At 67.3% G+C, this 18,041-nt stretch carries 17 protein-coding genes and 2 tRNA genes; 15 read left to right on the forward strand and 4 right to left on the reverse strand.

The genetic code is table 11. The annotated features are described in order from the left end of the window. The first annotated feature begins 1 nt into the window (after position 1). From EV646_RS17425 to EV646_RS17445, 5 genes are read left to right on the forward strand one after another with little or no spacing between them, the layout of a single operon-like run. Entirely contained in the window at positions 2–1,558 is a 1,557-nt protein-coding gene (locus tag EV646_RS17425) for an FtsK/SpoIIIE domain-containing protein (protein WP_132149691.1), read from the forward strand. After that, positions 1,555–1,953, forward strand: a complete 399-nt coding sequence (locus tag EV646_RS17430; RefSeq protein WP_132149693.1) for a WhiB family transcriptional regulator — start codon at positions 1,555–1,557, stop codon at positions 1,951–1,953. The genes EV646_RS17425 and EV646_RS17430 overlap by 4 nt, the downstream gene beginning before the upstream one ends. Beyond that, positions 1,950–3,596, forward strand: a complete 1,647-nt coding sequence (locus tag EV646_RS17435; protein WP_132149695.1) for a replication initiator — start codon at positions 1,950–1,952, stop codon at positions 3,594–3,596. Before EV646_RS17430 ends, EV646_RS17435 begins: the two co-directional genes overlap by 4 nt. Positions 3,597–3,614: 18 nt before the next feature. Continuing rightward, the gene (locus EV646_RS17440) at positions 3,615–3,800 is read left to right on the forward strand and encodes a helix-turn-helix domain-containing protein (RefSeq protein ID WP_132149697.1); all 186 of its coding nucleotides are present in this window, start codon (positions 3,615–3,617) and stop codon (positions 3,798–3,800) included. After that, positions 3,800–5,179, forward strand: coding sequence for a tyrosine-type recombinase/integrase (locus EV646_RS17445; RefSeq protein ID WP_199237021.1), 1,380 nt, complete (start codon positions 3,800–3,802; stop codon positions 5,177–5,179). Before EV646_RS17440 ends, EV646_RS17445 begins: the two co-directional genes overlap by 1 nt. A gap of 117 nt (positions 5,180–5,296) precedes the next feature. On the opposite strand, the gene EV646_RS17450 is transcribed toward EV646_RS17445, so the two are convergent. Then, positions 5,297–5,369, reverse strand: a tRNA-Arg gene (locus tag EV646_RS17450). A gap of 261 nt (positions 5,370–5,630) precedes the next feature. On the opposite strand from EV646_RS17450, the gene EV646_RS17455 reads away from it, so the two are divergent. The 4 genes from EV646_RS17455 (at position 5,631) to EV646_RS17470 (ending at position 10,482) form a co-directional block, all read left to right on the forward strand. After that, a complete protein-coding gene (locus EV646_RS17455) occupies positions 5,631–6,185 on the forward strand; it encodes a hypothetical protein (RefSeq protein ID WP_132149699.1) in 555 nt (184 codons plus the stop codon). A 170-nt stretch (positions 6,186–6,355) separates the two neighbouring features. Further along, complete coding sequence (locus EV646_RS17460) at positions 6,356–6,949, forward strand: hypothetical protein (protein WP_132149701.1); 594 nt, start codon at positions 6,356–6,358, stop codon at positions 6,947–6,949. Further along, on the forward strand, positions 6,946–8,205 hold the full coding sequence (locus EV646_RS17465; protein WP_132149703.1) for a hypothetical protein: 1,260 nt from the start codon (positions 6,946–6,948) through the stop codon (positions 8,203–8,205). The genes EV646_RS17460 and EV646_RS17465 overlap by 4 nt, the downstream gene beginning before the upstream one ends. 390 nt (positions 8,206–8,595) lie before the next feature. Further along, complete coding sequence (locus tag EV646_RS17470) at positions 8,596–10,482, forward strand: phosphoenolpyruvate carboxykinase (GTP) (RefSeq protein WP_132149706.1); 1,887 nt, start codon at positions 8,596–8,598, stop codon at positions 10,480–10,482. Between the two features lie 116 nt (positions 10,483–10,598). On the opposite strand, the gene EV646_RS17475 is transcribed toward EV646_RS17470, so the two are convergent. Next, positions 10,599–11,243, reverse strand: coding sequence for a phosphoribosyltransferase (locus tag EV646_RS17475; protein ID WP_132149708.1), 645 nt, complete (start codon positions 11,241–11,243; stop codon positions 10,599–10,601). Between the two features lie 27 nt (positions 11,244–11,270). Then, positions 11,271–11,510, reverse strand: a complete 240-nt coding sequence (locus EV646_RS17480; protein WP_241996098.1) for a hypothetical protein — start codon at positions 11,508–11,510, stop codon at positions 11,271–11,273. Between the two features lie 149 nt (positions 11,511–11,659). Here EV646_RS17480 and EV646_RS17485 point away from each other — a divergent pair, with 149 nt between their 5' ends. After that, positions 11,660–12,553 (forward strand): LLM class flavin-dependent oxidoreductase, encoded by an 894-nt coding sequence (locus tag EV646_RS17485; RefSeq protein ID WP_132149710.1) that lies wholly within the window; start codon positions 11,660–11,662, stop codon positions 12,551–12,553. Positions 12,554–12,689: 136 nt separating this feature from the next. Here EV646_RS17485 and EV646_RS17490 read toward each other — a convergent pair. Next, positions 12,690–12,779, reverse strand: a tRNA-Ser gene (locus EV646_RS17490). A gap of 238 nt (positions 12,780–13,017) precedes the next feature. On the opposite strand from EV646_RS17490, the gene EV646_RS17495 reads away from it, so the two are divergent. The 5 genes from EV646_RS17495 (at position 13,018) to EV646_RS17515 (ending at position 17,840) form a co-directional block, all read left to right on the forward strand. Continuing rightward, positions 13,018–14,586 carry an LCP family glycopolymer transferase gene (locus EV646_RS17495; protein ID WP_132149712.1) on the forward strand — a complete coding sequence of 523 codons (1,569 nt, stop codon included), beginning with the start codon at positions 13,018–13,020 and terminating at the stop codon, positions 14,584–14,586. 73 nt (positions 14,587–14,659) lie between these two features. Beyond that, the gene (locus tag EV646_RS17500; protein ID WP_132149714.1) at positions 14,660–15,616 is read left to right on the forward strand and encodes a hypothetical protein; all 957 of its coding nucleotides are present in this window, start codon (positions 14,660–14,662) and stop codon (positions 15,614–15,616) included. Positions 15,617–15,650: 34 nt separating this feature from the next. Then, positions 15,651–16,109 carry a hypothetical protein gene (locus tag EV646_RS17505; RefSeq protein WP_132149716.1) on the forward strand — a complete coding sequence of 153 codons (459 nt, stop codon included), beginning with the start codon at positions 15,651–15,653 and terminating at the stop codon, positions 16,107–16,109. 31 nt (positions 16,110–16,140) lie between these two features. Next, a complete protein-coding gene (locus EV646_RS17510) occupies positions 16,141–17,100 on the forward strand; it encodes an acetylxylan esterase (protein WP_132149718.1) in 960 nt (319 codons plus the stop codon). A gap of 14 nt (positions 17,101–17,114) precedes the next feature. Then, positions 17,115–17,840 carry an MBL fold metallo-hydrolase gene (locus EV646_RS17515; RefSeq protein WP_277875119.1) on the forward strand — a complete coding sequence of 242 codons (726 nt, stop codon included), beginning with the start codon at positions 17,115–17,117 and terminating at the stop codon, positions 17,838–17,840. Positions 17,841–18,041: the final 201 nt, after the last annotated feature.

The following is an 18,041-nucleotide window of genomic DNA, read 5'->3' on the forward strand; positions in this document are numbered from 1 at the left end:
TATGGCGAAGATCAAGGGCAAGGAGGTCGGGACGGGTCCGGTGAACTTCCGGGCTCCCTCGGTCGCTATTCGGCTCAAGTGGGTCGTGATCTGGTACTGCCTGCGGGCGCTGATCCGGGCGACGCGGTGGCTGGTCCGGCACCCACTGTTCGTCGTCGTGCCGCTGCTCGGGCTCAAGGCATACCAGCTCTGGACCGGCGGCGACGCCTGGTTGGTCATTGCAACTGCGGCTGTACCGGCGACCGGCCTAGCAGGTTGGCGCTGGCAGTGGCCCGACTCGTTCGCGCAGCGGATCGTGTGGCGACTGCGTGGCTCACGACGACTCTTCATGGAGTACCGGACCCGCTGGGACACGACGATGCGGGCGCTCAACCTCACGGTGCGCCTGGACGATCGGACCTACGTTCCCCGGATCGTCAAGGTTCGGTCGTCCGGCACGGTCGATCAGGTGACGGTTCGGCTGCTGCCGGGTCAGATCCTGACCGACTACGCCGAGCACTCCGAGCGGTTGGCACGTACCTTCGGCGCTGAGGACTGCCGCGTCCGGTCGGCGGCCTCGATGATCCCGGCGTGGTGGCCGGGTGGCGCTGATGGCTGGATGGCGCGTCTCTTCGCCTGGGCGCTGCCACGGCGGTCCGATCGCCTGGTGCTGTGGTTCCTGACCAACGACCCGCTGCGGGAGATTGTCGCCCCGATCCCCGCGACTGATCTGCCGAACCTCCAGGCGCTCGACGTGGCGCGCCGCGAAGACGGCCTGATGTTCCGGCTCCGGCTGCTCTACACGCATCTTCTGGTAGCTGGCGCGACCGGTGCCGGTAAGGGCTCGGTGCTGTGGTCGATCATCGCGGCACTCGCTCCGGGCATCCGGTCGGGTCTCGTCCAACTGTGGGTCCTCGACCCCAAGGGCGGCATGGAGCTCGCACTTGGCCGGCGGTTGTTCCACCGGTTCTGCTACGGCTCCGACCCGGCGATGGACGGCGCGAGCGATGCCGAGTACGAAGCGGCATTCGCAACCCTGCTTGAAGATCTGGTGGCAATCATGCGCCGGCGGCAGGGCAAGCTGCGTGGCCTGTCCCGTCTCCTCAAGCCGAGTCGCGATGAGCCGTTCATCGTCCTGATCGCGGACGAGCTGGCGTCGCTGACCGCGTACGTCACCGACCCGGCGATGAAGAAGCGGATTGCCAAGGCGTTCTCGCTCCTGCTCTCACAAGGCCGAGCCGTTGGCATCACCGTGGTTGGCGCGTTGCAAGACCCGCGCAAGGAGGTGCTTCCGTTCCGGGATCTCTTCCCGACTCGGCTTGCACTGCGGATGGCCGAGGCCGAGCAGGTTCGGTTGGTCCTCGCTGATGGTGCCCGCGAGCGGGGCGCGCGCTGCGACAAGATCCCCGAGACCCTGCCCGGCGTCGGGTACGTCGCCGTCGACGGGGAGACCGAACCCGTTCGAGTCAGGTTCTCCCACATCACCGACGAGGACATTGCCGACCTCGTGGACACCTACGCGCCGGATCTGATCGGCGCTAACGAACGCATCTCAACGCCGGAAGGAGTAGCAGCATGACCACGCGGCGGCAGGTACCTGGTCAACTGGTTCTCCCCTTGGTGCCGGGGCTCTCGAAGAAGTCTCGGGCATCGCTTGTGCAGCGGATCGACGTTCGCTGGCAAGACAAGGCCTACTGCGCCGGCTACCTCGACACCGACGACTTCTACCCCGATGACGAGACCAGGCGCGGCGTTCGTCGTACGACAGACCCCAAGGAACTCTGTGCCTTCTGCCCAGTCGTCCGGTCCTGCCTCGCTGTAGCCATCGTCACCGACGAACACGGCGTGTGGGGTCGCACAACCGAGGCCGAACGCGACGCCATCCGCGAAGAACTTGCCTTCGGCACCGATGTTGACCGCGCGCTGAGCGTCGTCCTCGACGGCCCGGCCGCCCTTTGGAGGACCGCGGCATGAACCTCACCGCACAGACCACCCTCGACCGGTTCCCGCTGGACGTTGTCCGGGACCTGGCCGTGACCAACGGCGTCTGCGTACGCCCGGTACTCAACAGGGTGTTCGACACACAGACCGGCACCGACCGAGTGGTCGGGGTGTCGTGCGGTTCCACGCTGGTCAGCAAGTGTCCTCCCTGCGCCGAGGCAAACCGTCGCCTCCGCATGCAGCAGTGCCGCGAGGGCTGGCACCGCGACACCGAACCCGAACCGCCGGCGGAATCGGACGACGTACCCGACGACGAACCGACCGCGGACGACGACCCGGAATCCACCCGCCGTGTCCGGTCAACTCGCCGACGCCAGGACGCCGCCGAGCTGCCCAAAGTCGAGATGGACAAGCGCACGGTTGGCGCGACGTTCACCGCTCCGAACGGCAGGACCTACCGCCCGTCGATGTTCATCACGCTCACGCTCGGCTCGTACGGCGCGACTCACCGGCTACCGCATCTCGTGGCGGGCAAGGGCTTGGTGCCGTGCGACTGCGGTGTGATCCACGGCCGGAACTCGCCTCTGCTATCCACGCCGGTTGACCCCGACTCTTACAACTACCGGCGAGCGGCCCTGGACGCGTTGCACTTCCCGAAGCTGGTCGACCGGTTCATGCAGAACCTTCGCCGATGCGCGGGCTACAAGGCCCAGTACTTCGCAGTGGTCGAGCCGCAGAAGCGGCTAGCACCGCATCTACACGCCGCCGTCCGAGGCACCATCGCCCGTGACACGGTGCGTCAGGTCGCCAAGGCGACGTACCACCAAGTGTGGTGGCCGAGCCATCAACGGCCCGTCTACGGCTGCGCCTCGAACCCGGACCTGCCCGTCTGGGACGAGATGGCCGGCGCTTTTGTGGACCCGTCGACTGGCGCTCTGCTCCCGACCTGGGATCAGGCTCTGGACGACCTCGGCGCGGACCCGGCTGCCCAACCTGCTCACGTCGTTCGCCTCGGCTCGCAGATCGACTACCAAGGCATCATCGCCGACTCCGACGCCAAGGTCGGCAAGGCAGTCGGCTACCTGACCAAGTACCTCGGCAAGGCGATCGGCGAGACCTACGGCGACGACCGGGACGGACTCCACCCGGCCCAGCTCGCCCACATGAACAAGCTGCACGCCCACGCCCGAGTCCTGCCCTGCTCACCGGAGTGCGCCAACTGGCTCCGGTACGGCGTGACCCCGAAGGACGCCACCGGCAACGTCGTACCCGGCGAGTGTCCTTCCAAGGCCCACGACCGCGAACACCTCGGCCTTGGCGGTCGACGCGTCCTCGTCTCGCGCCAGTGGACCGGCAAGACCCTAACCGAACACCGCGTCGACCGAGCCGAGGTCATCCGCCAGACCCTGGCCGCCGCCGGCGTCGAGATGGACGACCAAAACGCATTGGCCACGCACACCGACGACACCGAAGCACCGCGCTTTATCTGGAAGCCGATCCGCCCGGGCGAGGAACGCAGCCTGCGCCGCATCCCAACACACAAGGAAGTCCTCGCGGAAGCAATCGCCACCCGCATCCGGTGGCGAACGCAGTACGAGCAAGCCAAGCAACGCGCCAAGCCGCCTGACGACAGCAATTCGGCAACTGACAACTCATCCGCCGCGACCGCGGCCTAGCAATCTGGGGAGCAAGCCATGCAAGACGATTCGCGACTGCTCAAGGTCGAGGAAGCGGCCGAGCACCTGAACGTTTCCCGGTGGACCGTCTACCGCCTGATCAAGGAGCGTGAGCTGACGAGCGTCAAGGTTCGCAATGGCCGACGGGTGCCGATGGAGTCCATCCGCGCGTACGTCGCCGGTCTGATCGAGGACGCCGCCTGATGACCACTCTCGCCTTCATGGAGCCCGAGGAACCGAAGAAGCCGCGGAAGGCTCAACCGAAGACCGCCAAGGCGTCGGCGGGCAAGCGGAACGTCAACGGCGAGGGCAACATCCGCCAGCGTTCCAACGGTCTGTACGAAGGTCGCGCCTATGTCATCACGACGGACGGTCGCGAGGTTCGTAAGAGCGTCTACGGCAAGACATGGGAGGAGGTCCACCAGAAGCTGACGAAGATGCAGGCCGACACCATGTCGGGGAAGCGCGTGGCCTCCAGCACGCAGACCGTGGCCGAGTACCTGGGCTACTGGTTGGAGGAGCACGCTCGGCACCGGGTGCGCGACACGACCTTTGCTAGCTACAACTGGCTCATTACCAAGTACCTCATCCCGCTGTTCGGCAAAAAGAAGCTCACCACGCTTCGGCCGAACGACGTACGGCGCGGCCTGTTCCAGCTCCAACAGGTCTGTCAGTGCTGCGCCCAGGGCAAGGACAAGGCTCGGGAGGAGCGGGCAGCAGTCGAGCGGAAGAAGCGAGAAGGCCGGCCACCTCGGAAGAACGCCAAGGCCATCGTGGGTGCTCGGTGCTGCGCTCTGGTCCCGCAGGCTTGTTGTCGGTCGACCGTCTCAGATGGCACCGTTCGATACCTCCACCGGCTGTTGCGGGCGGTCCTTCAAGACGCTGTGTCCGAGGACGAGATCCTGACGGAGAACATCGCCAAGAAGCTCCGGCTCAACCACAAGTACCGGCCGAAGTTCAAGGCATGGAGTCGCGCCGAGGCAACCAAGTTCCTGGAGTCCATCCGTGAGGACCGGCTCTACGCGCTGTACGCCGTAGCTCTTTCGCTCGGTCTTCGTCGTGGTGAGGCGCTTGGCCTCCGCTGGTCAGACGTGGACTTGGACGACGGTCTGATCCGGGTCAACCAGGCGCTCCACCGGGTCGACGGCGCGCTCAAGCTCGGGGACGTCAAGACGGACGGGAGTACCCGACTGATCGCCGTGCCGAAGCCGCTCGTGTCGGCTCTGCGAGTTCACCGAGCTGCACAAGCACAGGAGAAGAAGAACGCGGGCAAGTCGTGGCAGGACGGCGGCTACGTGTTCTCGACCATGATCGGAACACCGATCGAGCCGCGGAACATGAACCGGCACTTTGACCGGCTGTGCGAGAAGGCCGGCGTACGGCGTATCCGGTTCCACGACCTGCGGCACTCGTGTGCGTCGCTGCTCTACAGCCAGGGGGTTCCGCTTGAGAACATCCAAGACGTGCTCGGGCACAGCTCGCCGACCGTCACGAAGGTCATCTACGTCGACGTGGCCGAGGACGTGACCCGGGATGCCGTCGACAGACTCGGCTTCCTGTTCGGGGAGCACGACGAAGAGTGACGTTGGGGTACGCGTGGGGGTACGGAAGGGTGGCCGAGCGGTTGGGCTGCCCTTCTGGCATGTCCCCGGAAACACAAAAGCCCAGGTCAGCGGGCTGATCCTGGGCCTTCAAGATTGCGCGCTCGGAGGGATTCGAACCCCCAACCTTCTGATCCGTAGTCAGATGCTCTATCCGTTGAGCTACGAGCGCTGGACAACGTCGAGTAACGATACATGGGGGAGGTGGGTGTAGGCCAATCGGCTCCTGGGTCGGGGATTCATGGCGTACGGCGGGGTGCGATGCAGCCGGGGATCAAGCCGTACGGCGAGGTGAGCGCAGGCCCGGATCACGTCGTACGGCGAGCTGGGTCTGGGCGGATCCGGGGTACGGCGAGGTGGGTTGGGGTGGGCGGGGATGGGGGTTCGGTGCGGCGGCGGGTGGGTGGGGTGGTGGGGTCCTACGATCCGGGGCATGGGTATTGAGGAGTTGCTGGGTGGGCGGGATTTGGGGGATGTGAAGAAGGCGGTCGGGTTCGTGATGGAGAACTCGGACGACTTCGAGAAGGTGCTGAATCTGGTGCGGGGGTTGCCTGATGACGCGGTCGGGTTCATCGGGAAGTTGCCGGAGTTGCTGAAGACGATCGGGTCTGGGCTGGCGGAGGCTGGTGAGCAGGCGGCGAAGGCGGCTGGGGCGCTGGTCGGGGACGACGGCGAGGGTGGGGCGCGAATGGCGCTCACCGGGAGCGCGAACACGATGAACTCCGCCAAGGACAAGCTGAACGGCGCGGCCGGGATGCTGGCCGGGCTGGCCGGTGAGCTGGACAAGATCCCGGGCGTCGGGGACGCGGCGGCGAAGAAGCTGAACGACGGGAGCGGGCAGATCGGCGGCGTCGCCACCGAGATCGAGAGCCTGGCCGGGAATCTGCAGGACCTGTCCGGGATCCTCGCCACGGTCGGGGACGCGCTCAAGGGCCTCGGCACCAAGCTGACCGAGTCCGGCGGCTCGGTCAAAACCCTCCTCGGCTGACCAGTTGCACCACTGGCCCGCTGCAACCGGCTAGCGGCCAGCCAGCTCAAAGGCCGACATCACAGCCTGTCGCGAATCACGCACAAAGGGTGGAACCGGGTGGGGGTGCGTGACGTCTAAGGGGTCGTTGAGCGGTAAGGGAGGACCTCTGCGTGGCTAAGGTCGCGGGCATGGCGAGTCGGTTGGTGCGACGTACGGCGATCGCGTGTGCGGTGGCTACGGTCGCCGGCACAGGGCTGGGGTACGCGCTCGGGGATCCGGTGCAGCCGGAGGACATCCTGCCGGCCCGGACCCTGCCGGGCGACGTCTGCAGCCGGATCGGTGACGTGTCCAGTCTGTTGCCCAAGGCACCCAATGGCACGGACGTCAAGCTGATCCAGGGCGGGACGACCACGGTGACCTGCGAGGTTGGTGTCGGCGCCGCACAGAAGGTCAGGACGTACTCGGCCGCCACGCTGCGGGTGACGATCACGCCGTACGGCGGTAAGGACGCCGGCGCGGGACAGGTGCCGTACACGCCGGCGGTGATGGCGAAGCGGACGTTCGAGCGCTCCTCGCTGGAGGATCTGGACGGTCGCCCGTACCCGACGAAGCTGAGTCAGACCGCGAACGGTGTCGCCCCCGAGTCTTGGACGGTACGGGCGCTGGTGCAGCGCGCGGACATCGTCGTACAGGTCGAGTACACGGCCAATCCGATCACGCAGAAGAAGGCCGAGCAGGCAGCGCTGACGATCGCCGACCGGGCCATCTGGGAGACGAAGTGAACAGCACACCGCAGATCGCCGGCTACCAGCTGGACCAGCAGCTGCTGAAGCACCCGCTCGCGGAGCTCTGGCACGGCCGGAACTTCACCGGCATGGAGGTCGTCGCGCTCGTGCTCAGCGAGGCGGGCTCGCGCGACGCGGTGGTGCGCGACCGCCTCGTCCAAGCCGGCCGCGGCGCCGCACTCGAGCCCGGGCAGCAGGAGACCCCACTCTGGGCGGCGAACTTCAGCGCCGACCGCCCGTACGCGATCACGCAACTCATCCCCGGCCAGTCCGGCGCCGAGCGGCTGCTCGACCCACTCGACGGCATCATCGGCAACGACGACCACGCCCTGCAGACGATCCGGGCCCGGCTCAGCCAGTACGGCGCCGTGCCGCCGAGCATGCCGTCGTACGTCGATGAGAACGGAGCGCCGATCGTCCCGGCGGAGGACGAGACCGGGGCGCCGGCCGATCCGTCGAACGACGATCAACGGGACTTCCCGTCCTACACGGGCGACGCACCGACAGCACAGCCTGAGCAGAAGCCGTCGAAGCTCGCCGTGGCGCGGGAGTACCGGCAGAAGATCGGCGCCTGGGCCTACCTGGTCGTCGCGCTGATCGTGCTGTTCACCTTCAGCGTCACCTACTCCATCGGCTCCGGCATCGCGAGCGCGGTCAAGGACGAGCCGGCCGAGGCGGCGCCACCCGCCGCGGTGAGCCCGAGCCCGCTGCCGTCGCCGGTGCTGTTGCCCGGCATCGAGAGAATCACCACCGCGCCGTACAAGGAACCCACCGGTGGCCCGGGCCTGATCGGCGCCACGTACAAACCCGGCGGCGATTTTCAGGTGGTCGAGGGCGCCGGGCTGCCGTTCGCGTTCGGCTGGCCGCGCCCGCCGGCCCCGTCGTCGCTCGGCGAGTCGTCCACCGCGGTCTACCGCCGGGTGCAGACGGACGTGGAGCCCGGCCTGTCGCACGGCACCTTGGAAGCCAGGATCGCGCTGCACCCGTGCAAGAGCTTGGCCGCCTGCCTGGCGGATCGAACCGCCTTCGACGCGGAGTGGACGAAGGTGCTCAAGGCGCCGGCGCCGAAGACCGCCAAGGGCGACCGGACCTGGCTGACCGCGCGGACGACCAAGCCTTACACGCTATCGATGACCCGTGCGTACCAGAGCGCTGGGCAGTGGTGGCTCGTCGGCGTCGCTGTCATCGCCGGCGACGGCGAGCAGCCGGAAGCCCAGCGCATCCTCAACGACATCTGGCACCAGACGAGCTGACGGCACCAACCGAACTGACGGCGCCAGACCAGCCGTCCCGCGACATCTCGCGGTAGACCACCTGATCCACCGAAAAATCTTCACGAACGGCCCGCGCAACGAGCGCGGGCCGTTCTCATTTTCACAAGGTTCACCGGAAAGCGGTTGTCGCCAAAACTTTGTGATCGGGCTCACGTACTAGCGGTTCTCACCACGCAGTCGAGTCGCGTACCGTTAGTACCACTTGCACACTGGTATACGTCCACTGGACGCACTGGTATGCGACAGATCACACCGCCAGCCAGCTGGATCGACCCGCCGGAGACCCCGGCGGCCGGTGCCGTACCTCCCCTCAGCGCCGAGGGGCCGGGCGGCCGCCGGGCCCGACAGCCGAGAGGGAATGAGCCGCCGATGACGACCACCGCCAGCCCGACCCATACCGAAGCCGACGCCAAGCCCGCCGACACGGATCCCCTCAATGCCGAGGCCCGGACGTACGACCTGAGCGACGCCCCGACCACGCACGCCGGCCTGCTGGCCTGGGTCGCCGAGGTCGCGACCCTGACCCAGCCCGACCGGATCCACTGGATGGACGGCTCGGACGAGGAGTACCAGCAGCTCACCGACGAGCTGATCGCGGCCGGCACCATGGTCCGGCTGAACGAGGAGAAGAAGCCGAACTCGTTCTGGGTCCGCACCGACCCCTCGGACGTCGCCCGGGTCGAGCAGCGCACGTTCATCTGCTCGGTCGACGAGGCCGACGCCGGTCCGACCAACAACTGGATGGACCCGGCCGAGATGAAGGCCCTGATGACCGAGCTGTACCGCGGCTCGATGCGCGGCCGGACGATGTACGTCGTCCCGTTCTGCATGGGCCCGCTGACCGCGGAGAAGCCGATGTTCGGGGTGGAGATCACCGACTCGGCGTATGTGGTCGCGTCGATGCGGATCATGGCCCGCACCGGTTCCGCCGTACTGGAGAAGCTGGGTGACGACGCGTTCTTCGTGCCGTGCCTGCACTCGGTCGGGGCACCGCTGGCGCCGGGGCAGAAGGATGTCCCGTGGCCGTGCAACGACGAGAAGTACATCGTCCAGTTCCCGGAGGAGCGGACGATCTGGTCGTACGGTTCCGGGTACGGCGGCAACTCGCTGCTGGGCAAGAAGTGCTACTCGCTGCGGATCGCCTCGGCGATCGCGCGGGACGAAGGCTGGCTGGCCGAGCACATGCTGATCCTGAAGCTGATCTCGCCGGAGAAGAAGGTCCACTACGTCGCGGCCGCGTTCCCGAGCGCCTGCGGCAAGACCAACCTGGCGATGCTCGACCCGACGCTTGAGGGCTGGGAGGTCGAGACCCTCGGCGACGACATCGCCTGGATGCGGTTCGGCCCGGATGGTCGCCTGTACGCCGTGAACCCGGAGTTCGGCCTCTTCGGCGTCGCCCCCGGCACTGGCTGGAAGACGAACCCGAACGCGATGCGCACCATCGAGAAGGGCAACTCGGTCTTCACCAACGTCGCACTCACCGACGACGGTGACGTCTGGTGGGAGGGCTACTCGCCGACGCCGCCGGACCACCTGACCGATTGGAAGGGCCGCGAGTGGACACCGGGCAACGGTGAGCTCTCGTCGCACCCGAACAGCCGGTTCTGCACGCCGATCAAGCAGTGCCCGATCATCGCCGACGAGTACGACGACCCGAACGGCGTACCGATCTCGGCGATCATCTTCGGCGGCCGGCGCGCGACCACGGTGCCGCTGGTGACCGAGGCGCGGGACTGGGAGCACGGCGTGTTCATGGGCGCCACGCTCTCCTCGGAGACGACCGCCGCCGCGGTCGGTGAGGTCGGCGTCGTACGGCGTGATCCGATGGCGATGCTGCCGTTCCTCGGCTACAGCGCCGGCGACTACTTCGGCCACTGGCTGTCGGTCGGCAAGGAGCACGACGCCGCGCAGCTGCCGCGGATCTTCTACGTGAACTGGTTCCGCAAGGACGACGCGGGCAAGTTCGTCTGGCCCGGGTTCGGCGAGAACGGCCGGGTGCTGAAGTGGATCATCGAGCGGATCGAGGGTCAGGCCGACGCGGTCGAGACCCCGATCGGCCGGGTGCCGGCGCCGGACGCGCTCGACGTGACCGGACTCGACCTGACGCCCGCGGAGATGGAGATCGCGCTCAAGGTCGACGCCGAGGAGTGGAAGGCCGAGATCCCGCTGATCGAGGAGTGGTTCGCGAAGGTCGGCGACAAGGTGCCGGCGTCGCTGAAGCTCGAACTCGACCACCTCAAGGCCCGGTTGGGCTAAGCCGCGATCCGCGGCCGGAGCCGCGGATCGAGGCTTGAGACTCCGGCGGCTGACCCGGAAGCCAGTACGCCGGACTGCAAGCGCGGCGCCCCGATCCACCCGATCGGGGCGCCGCGCTATGTCATCTGCCGGCTGGCGAGGACCCGGCGTACTTCGTCGTCCTCGACCGGGGAGAAGTCGCGGTAGGCCTGGCCGACAGCGGCGTAGTAGTACGGCTTCCACGCGCAGACCACCTCGTCGGCGACGTGGGCCAGTCGCCGGCAGCTGTCGGCCCCACCGACCGGTACGGCGACGATGACCCGCTTCGGCCCAAGCCGTCGTACCGCCGCCACGGCCGCGCGCATCGTCGAACCAGTGGCCAGACCGTCGTCGACGAGGATCACCACCCGCCCGCGGACGTCGACGGCCGGACGCCCGCCTCGGTACGCCTGTTCACGCCGGCGCAGCTCCCGCGTCTCTTCCTCGAGTACGTCGGCCAACTCGTCCTCAGCGACTCCGGCGAGCACCGGTTCGTTGCGTACGACGTGAATCTCGTCGCCGACCCCAGCCACGGCCCCCATTGCCAACTCGGGCTGTCCGGGCAGGCCGAGCTTGCGCACGATCAGGACGTCCAGCTTCGCGCCGAGCGCGTCCGCGATCGGCGCGGCGACGGGAACACCACCACGCGCCAGTCCGAGAACCAAGACAGGTCCGGGGATCTCTCCGAGTTCGGCCGCCAGAGCCCGGCCGGCGGCCGCCCGATCCGGGTACGGCCTCTCCATGCCGCCATCATGCCGCGCCGCGCAGTTTTAGCCCAGGTTGGCCACCGTGACGCGATCCGGGGCGAGACGGATGGTCTGCTCACGCCCGGTGGCGTCCACACACTGCACGAGTGCGACCCATCCATCCGCGCACTGCGGCCGGCCGATGAGCCAGGCCGGTGCCCAACTGTCGTCCAGCCGCACCAGCACATGGGCCGGCAGGCCCAGACCGAGGATGGTCCGCGGATCTCCGTGATCCACAGTCCCCGGCAGTGCAGGAGCCGTCATCGTCATCACCTCTCGCGATCCGATCGCCCGCTCCTCACCATGCCCTCGCACCCAGGCGGTTCCTGCCTACGCCCCGAATATCTCGACCACACCACCGCAAGATCACAGCGCCGACCCGTTTGCCCATGACCGCCGGATAAGTTGATGAGATGAAAATCGGTGTGATGCTCCCAGTAGGCGGCGAAGACGGCCCCAACAGCTCAATGCCCCGCTGGCAGGACGTCCGCGCAGCCGCCGAAACCGCGGACCAGGCCGGACTCGACTCGGTCTGGCTGGCCGACCACTTCTTCTACAAGGCCCCCGACGACCGCATCTACGGCATGCACGAGGCCTGGACCCTCCTGAGCGCGGTAGCCGCAGTAACAACCCACGTAGAACTAGGCAACCTGGTCCTCTGCGCCTCCTTCCGAGACCCAGGCCTCACCGCCAAAATGGCCGCCACCCTGGACGAAGTCTCCAACGGCCGCCTGATCCTCGGCGTAGGCGCCGGCTGGCACGACCCCGAATACAACGCCTTCGGCCTCCCCACCGACCACCGAGTAGGCCGCTTCGAAGAATGGCTGGAGATCGTCGCCAGACTCACCCAAGGCGAAACAGTCACCTTCAACGGCACCTACCACCAGGTCGACGGCGCCGTACTCGAACCAAAACCCACCCGCAGAATCCCCCTCCTCATCGCCGGCCACCGCCCCCGCATGATGCGCCTGACCGCCCAGTACGCCGACGCCTGGAACACCGCCTGGTACGGCGCCCCCACCACCCAGCTCGAAGAACGCCTGGAAACACTGGCTGAAGCTCTGAAATCGGCCGGCAAACCACGCGAGGCGATGGCAGCAACCGTCGGAATCGTCGTCCGCGACCCCGAACAACAGAGTGTCCCGGACCCCGACGGCCGAGCCTTCGAGGGTTCCGTCTCCCAGTTGGCCGACCTACTGACGTCGTACCAGAAACTGGGAGTAGACCACCTGATCGTCTCAGCTGAGCCCATGACCCCACGCTCAATCGAACGCCTAGCAGAAGCCAGGCAACTGATGAGCAATTAAGACAACCCCAGCCCGGCACCACCAAGGGGGGTCCGGGGGGCGAAGCCCCTCCGGGCGGGGTCTGGGGGTTGCACCCCCAGAGGGCACATCCGGAGCGCCTGGGTCTGCGCTCTCCGCAGACACAGGCCCCCTCGAGCGGAGGCGGCGGGATTTGAACCCGCGAGAGGGGGTTACCCTCAACCCGCTTAGCAGGCGGGCGCCATCGACCGGACTAGGCGACGCCTCCTCCGACGGTCCCCGGCGAGGGGACACGACGACGGCCAAGACTATCCGCTCGACCCGTCCGTCAGCAAAGTGAGCGGGCGGTGCTTGGGAGAGTAGACCGGTCCACCTGTAATCTGGCTCCGTCGACGGGGGTCGCCAGCACACGTCAACCAACCGGGAGATGTGGGCGTCAGATGTACCGTGGGCTGCTGCGCGCGGCCGACGGAGGGTCGCCACGTCGTCGATCAGGGAACGGAGCCATGTCGCGGAGTACTCGCGCAGCCGGACACAGGTCCGCGCCTCGAGCCAGCCGGTCCCGTCATGCGACACATCGGGCCCGCTCGGCGTCGAAGGCGATCGGCCTCACGCTGGTCAGCGCGCTGATCCCCGGCTCCGGGCTGGTGATGGGCGGCCGGAAGAAGCTCGGCGCGTTCGTGCTCACCATCAGTATCGGGCTGCTCCTGGTCGGTGCGTACGTCGGTCTCACCAGCCGCGACTCGGTCCTCGCCTTCGCGGTGTCGCCGCGTCAGCTGCTGATCGCGACGGCGGCCGTCATACTGCTCGGCATCTGCTGGATCTGGGTCGTGGTGACGTCGCACAAGCTCATCCGCCCGGTCAGCATGACCTACACCGGCCGGCTGGCGGGCTCGTTGTTCGTGGGGCTGCTGTGTTTCGGGATCGTCGTACCGACGACTGTCGCGGCGCAGACGGTGATGGCGCAGCGCGACCTGGTCGGCAGTGTGTTCGAGTCCGAGGGCAACTCGAAGAGCGCGACCCGGCCGAAGGTGAACAAGCAGGACCCATGGGCGAAGACCCCGCGGCTGAACATCCTGCTCCTCGGCGCCGACGACGGCGCCGGCCGCGAGGGCACCCGGACCGACACCGTCATCGTGGCCAGCATCGACACCAAGACGGGTGACACCGCGCTGATCTCGCTCAGCCGGAACTGGATGCGGATGCCGTTCCCCGAGGACTCGCCGCTGCACAAGGCGTACCCGGACGGCTACTGGGATCCGTCGAAGGGCAACGTCGAGCAGCCGGAGTTCTACCTAGACTCGATGTACGACAACATCCCGAAGGCGCATCCGGGGATCCTGGGCCCAACCGACAACCTGGGCGCCGACGCGCTCAAGGTCTCGGTTGGCGAGGCGCTCGGGCTGGACATCGACTACTACATGCAAGTGAACCTGCTCGGTTTCCGGCAGATCATCGACGCGCTCGGTGGGATCACCGTCAACGTCAACTACAAGGTGCCGATCGGCGGCGACTACGGCGCCGGGCCGGGTTCGAACACCGCGAAGAAGCCGTCCGGCTACATCGAGCCGGGGCCGAACCAGAAGCTCGACGGGTACCACGCGCTGTGGTTCGCCCGCGGCCGGTACGGCCTGGATGACCTGTCCCGGCAGGAGCGGCAGCGCTGCACCATCCACGCGCTGGTAAACAGCGTGAACCCGGCCACCCTGGTGACGAAGTACAAGGAGATCGCGTCGGCCGGCAAGAAGTTGCTCCGGACCGATATCCCGCAGGAGATCCTGCCTTCCTTCATCCAGCTCGGGCTCAAGGTCAAGAACGCCAACGTCTCGAACGTCGACCTGGACAAGAGCAAGAACTTCCCGACCGGCAAGAACCCGAACTACGAGGCGATGCGCGAGCTGGTCCAGGAAGCGATCACCAAGACCAAGCCGGTCGCTTCCACCCCGTCGTCGACCGCCACCAAGAAGCCGTCCAGTACGACGACCACCAAGAAGCCCAAGGCCTCCGCCACCCCCGGCGCCACCCAGAACCTCAACGACGCCTGCGCCTACAACCCCACCCAATCCGGCAACTAGCTGCCACCGGAGCCTAGACCGGCTCCATCGCGGGAAGCATTGAGCGCACTGGGTCGAGTCACTGGGGGTGGCTGTGCGGATCGGACTTCTGGTTCCTGTTGTTGCTTTGTTGCTGTGTGCGGGTTGTAGTAGCGAACCCGAGCAAGGTGCGCTCACGCCGAGGCCGTCGACTAGTACGGCGACCTCCGCGCCGAGCGCGACGCCCACGGCGAAACCGACAACCGTTCCGCGGCTGACCGTTCCGCAGTACCAGGCGGCGTTGACGAACTCCGAGAGGGCGCTGAGGCCGTACGTCGTACGGCTGATGAACTCGAAGTCGCTGGCCGAGTTCGCCGTGAGGCGGGCTCAGCTTGAGGGCGCCGTACGACTGCAGCGGCAGGCGCTCGCAAAGGTCGTGCCGCCGCGCACTCTCGACTCGGCGCACCAGAGGGTGCTTGCTGCGTTCGACAGCTATCCCTCGCGGTTGGACAGTCAGCTCGAGAAGGCGGGTGAGACCAAGACGAGTTGTGGGCTGACCAGGCCGGAGACGATCCGGCTCTACTGGGCCAGGTCGGGTGTCTGGGGTGCGGCCAGCGCGGTGGCTCGTGATGTCGGCGCGGCGACTGGGAAGAGCATCAAGTTCGGCACGCAACTGGTTCCGCCGTCGCCCAAGCCGCCGGCGTTGCTGAACGCCCGAGGCGGCAACGGCAAGGTCATCCAGCGGTCCGGCGCCCGTGGACCAGGCCGGCTGCAGATCACCAACAACAGCAGCGCCGACGTCGTCATCGTGGTGACCAACAGCAACCCGCGCAAGCCGCAGGCCTCGATCTACGTCCGCGCGAACAACTCCGCCACCCTGAGGGGGATCCGCGGCAACTACTACGTCTACTTCAAGTCCGGCAGTGCCTGGGACGCAGCCAACCGGCGGTTCCTCGAGAACTGCTCGTACGAGCGCTACGAGCAGATCTTCAGCAAGGCCTTCGACTGGCAGATCAGCCTGGCCCGGACCCCGCTCGGCAACGCCCCCACCTCCGAGGTCGACGCCTTCTGACGAACCCGCTGACCCCGGATGAGAAACTGGGTCGATGCGTACGACGTACCGGATGCGGCCCGGGCGGTTCCTCGGGATCCTGGCCGCTGGGCTGATCATCCTCGGCGTGGCCGCGATCGTGTGGGCGCTCGGTCTGCCGACCGTGGTGATTGCGGTGTTCCTCGCGCTCGGCGGCCTGGTCGCGCTGGCCGGGCTGTGGGTGCTGGCTCGCCCGCCGGTGGTGCTGAAGCTGCGCGGGGACGAGATCGAGGTGCGCGGCGTACGGACGCCGTGGACGGACATCACCGAGGTCGGCCGGGTGGAGACCACGCACGGCGAGGCGATCGTGCTGCGGACCAAGCAGAAGGAGCACTCGGTGCTGCTGCCACTCGGCTGGTTGCCGCCCGGGCAGGCACCAACACTGGAGACCTCGCTCCGCGACCGCCTGAACGAGGCAAACGGTTACACCATCTGGGACGGCACTGCCCCCGACGACGCGGATCGCGCAGAATGAACCGCCAGCCCATCTGACCTGAGGAGTCCAGGTGCTCTCCTTCGAGATGTCGTACGACGAACTGACCGCCTACCAGGGCACCAACCCGAAGCCTGCGGACTTCGACCAGTACTGGGACAAGGCGCTGCTCGAACTCGACGCGATCGACCCCGAGACCGAGTTCGCCGACGCGATCGACTTCCCGCTCACCACGGCGACTGCCCAGCACCTGTACTTCAACGGCACCGGCGGCTACCGCGTCCACGCGAAGGTGATCCGTCCTGCGGAACCGACCGGACCGGCCGTACTGATCTTCCACGGGTACGGCGGTGAGCAGCCGAAGTGGGTCGAATTGCTGCCGTACGCCGCCCGCGGGTTCACGGTCGCCGCGCTCGACGTACGCGAGCAGGTCGGCTTCCGGACCGAGTCACAGGCGCCGAACAGCTTCTCCCTGCACAACCACCTCGTCCATGGGTTGGATGACGGCCCGGACGGCCTGCTCTACCGGCACGTCTTCCTGGACACCCGTCGGCTCGCGTCGATCATCGGTGATCTGCCCGAGGTCGACTCGTCGCGGATCGCGACCACCGGCTGGAGCCAAGGCGGCGGGCTCTCGCTCGTAGCGGCCGCGCTGACGCCGTCGATCAAGTACACCGCGAGCGTCTTCCCGTTCCTGACCGACTACCAGCGGGCGTGGGAACTCAATCTGGAGACGGCGCCGTACGACGAGATCGTCACCTGGTTCAAGAAGCGGGACCCGCGGCACCTCCGCGAGGCCGAGGTCTTCACCACCCTCGGCTACATCGACGTCCAGCACCTGGCGCCGCGGATCCGCGGCGAGGTGACGCTGTTCGTCGGCCTGGAGGATCAGATCTGCCCGCCGTCGACGCAGTACGCGGCGTACAACAAGATCACGTCGCCGAAGGACGCGCGGCTCTACCCCGACTTCGGGCATGACGACCTGCCAGGCGCCATGGACGACATCTACCAGCTGATCGGTGCCAAGCTCTGAACACACTCACGGTCCTGGGCACCGCCGCGCCGTACCCGCAGCCGGACAACCCGTGCTCGGGCTACCTCCTGCAAACCGGAGGCGCTTCGGTGTGGGTCGACGCCGGCCCTGGTTCGCTGGCCGAACTCCTGCGTCATACCACACTGGACGCGCTGGACGCGGTGTGGCTCTCACACCTACATCTGGACCACATCGGCGACATCTTGAACGCGTACTACGCCTTGGCCTTTGGTGAACTGCCGCCGCGGTCAACCCCGCTGCCCGTCTACGCCCCAGCCGGCTTGGCCGACCGCTTGACCGGCTTCTTCGCCCAGCCCGACACCACCTTCTACAGCTCCTTCCTGGACCTGCGACCCCTTTCCGACGGCCATCTCGTCCAACTGAAGGATCTCCACCTGACCAGCCGAGCCGTTGCCCACGGCACCGAGGCCTACGCCCTCCGAGCCGAAGCCGCCGGCCACTCCCTCGTCTACTCCGGCGACTGCGCCCCCTGCCCGGCCCTGGACGAGCTGTCGTCGAACGCCGACCTCCTCCTCTGCGAAGCCAACGACCCCGGCCCGACCCCGGTCCACCACACCCCCACCCAAGCCGGCGCCCTAGCCCACCGCACCGGAGCCGAACGCCTGGTGGTAACCCACGTCGGCCCTTCGATGACCCCGGAAACCGCCACAATCCAAGCCGCCGCGGCCTTCCCCGGCCCAACCAGTTTGGCCAAGGTCGGCACCACCCTCAGCTTCTGACCTCACGCTGACCCCGCGAGACAAGCAGTCCTGGGAAACAAATTTGCACCCACTGACGAAAATGTTCCCGAAAGCCCGCCAACGTGGCTGACTCGGCTAGTTCCTCGACCGGCGCCGAAACGCCGTACGTGCGCTGCGGAGGTTGTGGCGCCGCCAGGCTCTGTGCCGACGTCGTACTCGCGGTGCGCCACCTGCTTGGGC

It is taken from the genome of Kribbella antiqua (genome assembly GCF_004345665.1).
GTDB lineage: Bacteria > Actinomycetota > Actinomycetes > Propionibacteriales > Kribbellaceae > Kribbella > Kribbella antiqua.

Bases quoted from the DNA above. Each gene is read 5' to 3' on its own strand.
- EV646_RS17485 (WP_132149710.1), top strand. From the start codon at position 11,660: ATGAAAATCGGTGTGATGCTCCCAGTAGGCGGCGAAGACGGCCCCAAC.
- EV646_RS17430 (WP_132149693.1), top strand. From the start codon at position 1,555: ATGACCACGCGGCGGCAGGTACCTGGTCAACTGGTTCTCCCCTTGGTG.
- EV646_RS17495 (WP_132149712.1), top strand. From the start codon at position 13,018: ATGTCGCGGAGTACTCGCGCAGCCGGACACAGGTCCGCGCCTCGAGCC.
- EV646_RS17425 (WP_132149691.1), top strand. From the start codon at position 2: ATGGCGAAGATCAAGGGCAAGGAGGTCGGGACGGGTCCGGTGAACTTC.
- EV646_RS17435 (WP_132149695.1), top strand. From the start codon at position 1,950: ATGAACCTCACCGCACAGACCACCCTCGACCGGTTCCCGCTGGACGTT.
- EV646_RS17470 (WP_132149706.1), top strand. From the start codon at position 8,596: ATGACGACCACCGCCAGCCCGACCCATACCGAAGCCGACGCCAAGCCC.
- EV646_RS17505 (WP_132149716.1), top strand. From the start codon at position 15,651: ATGCGTACGACGTACCGGATGCGGCCCGGGCGGTTCCTCGGGATCCTG.
- EV646_RS17440 (WP_132149697.1), top strand. From the start codon at position 3,615: ATGCAAGACGATTCGCGACTGCTCAAGGTCGAGGAAGCGGCCGAGCAC.
- EV646_RS17480 (WP_241996098.1), bottom strand. From the start codon at position 11,510: ATGACGGCTCCTGCACTGCCGGGGACTGTGGATCACGGAGATCCGCGG.
- EV646_RS17445 (WP_199237021.1), top strand. From the start codon at position 3,800: ATGACCACTCTCGCCTTCATGGAGCCCGAGGAACCGAAGAAGCCGCGG.
- EV646_RS17455 (WP_132149699.1), top strand. From the start codon at position 5,631: ATGGGTATTGAGGAGTTGCTGGGTGGGCGGGATTTGGGGGATGTGAAG.
- EV646_RS17460 (WP_132149701.1), top strand. From the start codon at position 6,356: ATGGCGAGTCGGTTGGTGCGACGTACGGCGATCGCGTGTGCGGTGGCT.
- EV646_RS17475 (WP_132149708.1), bottom strand. From the start codon at position 11,243: ATGGAGAGGCCGTACCCGGATCGGGCGGCCGCCGGCCGGGCTCTGGCG.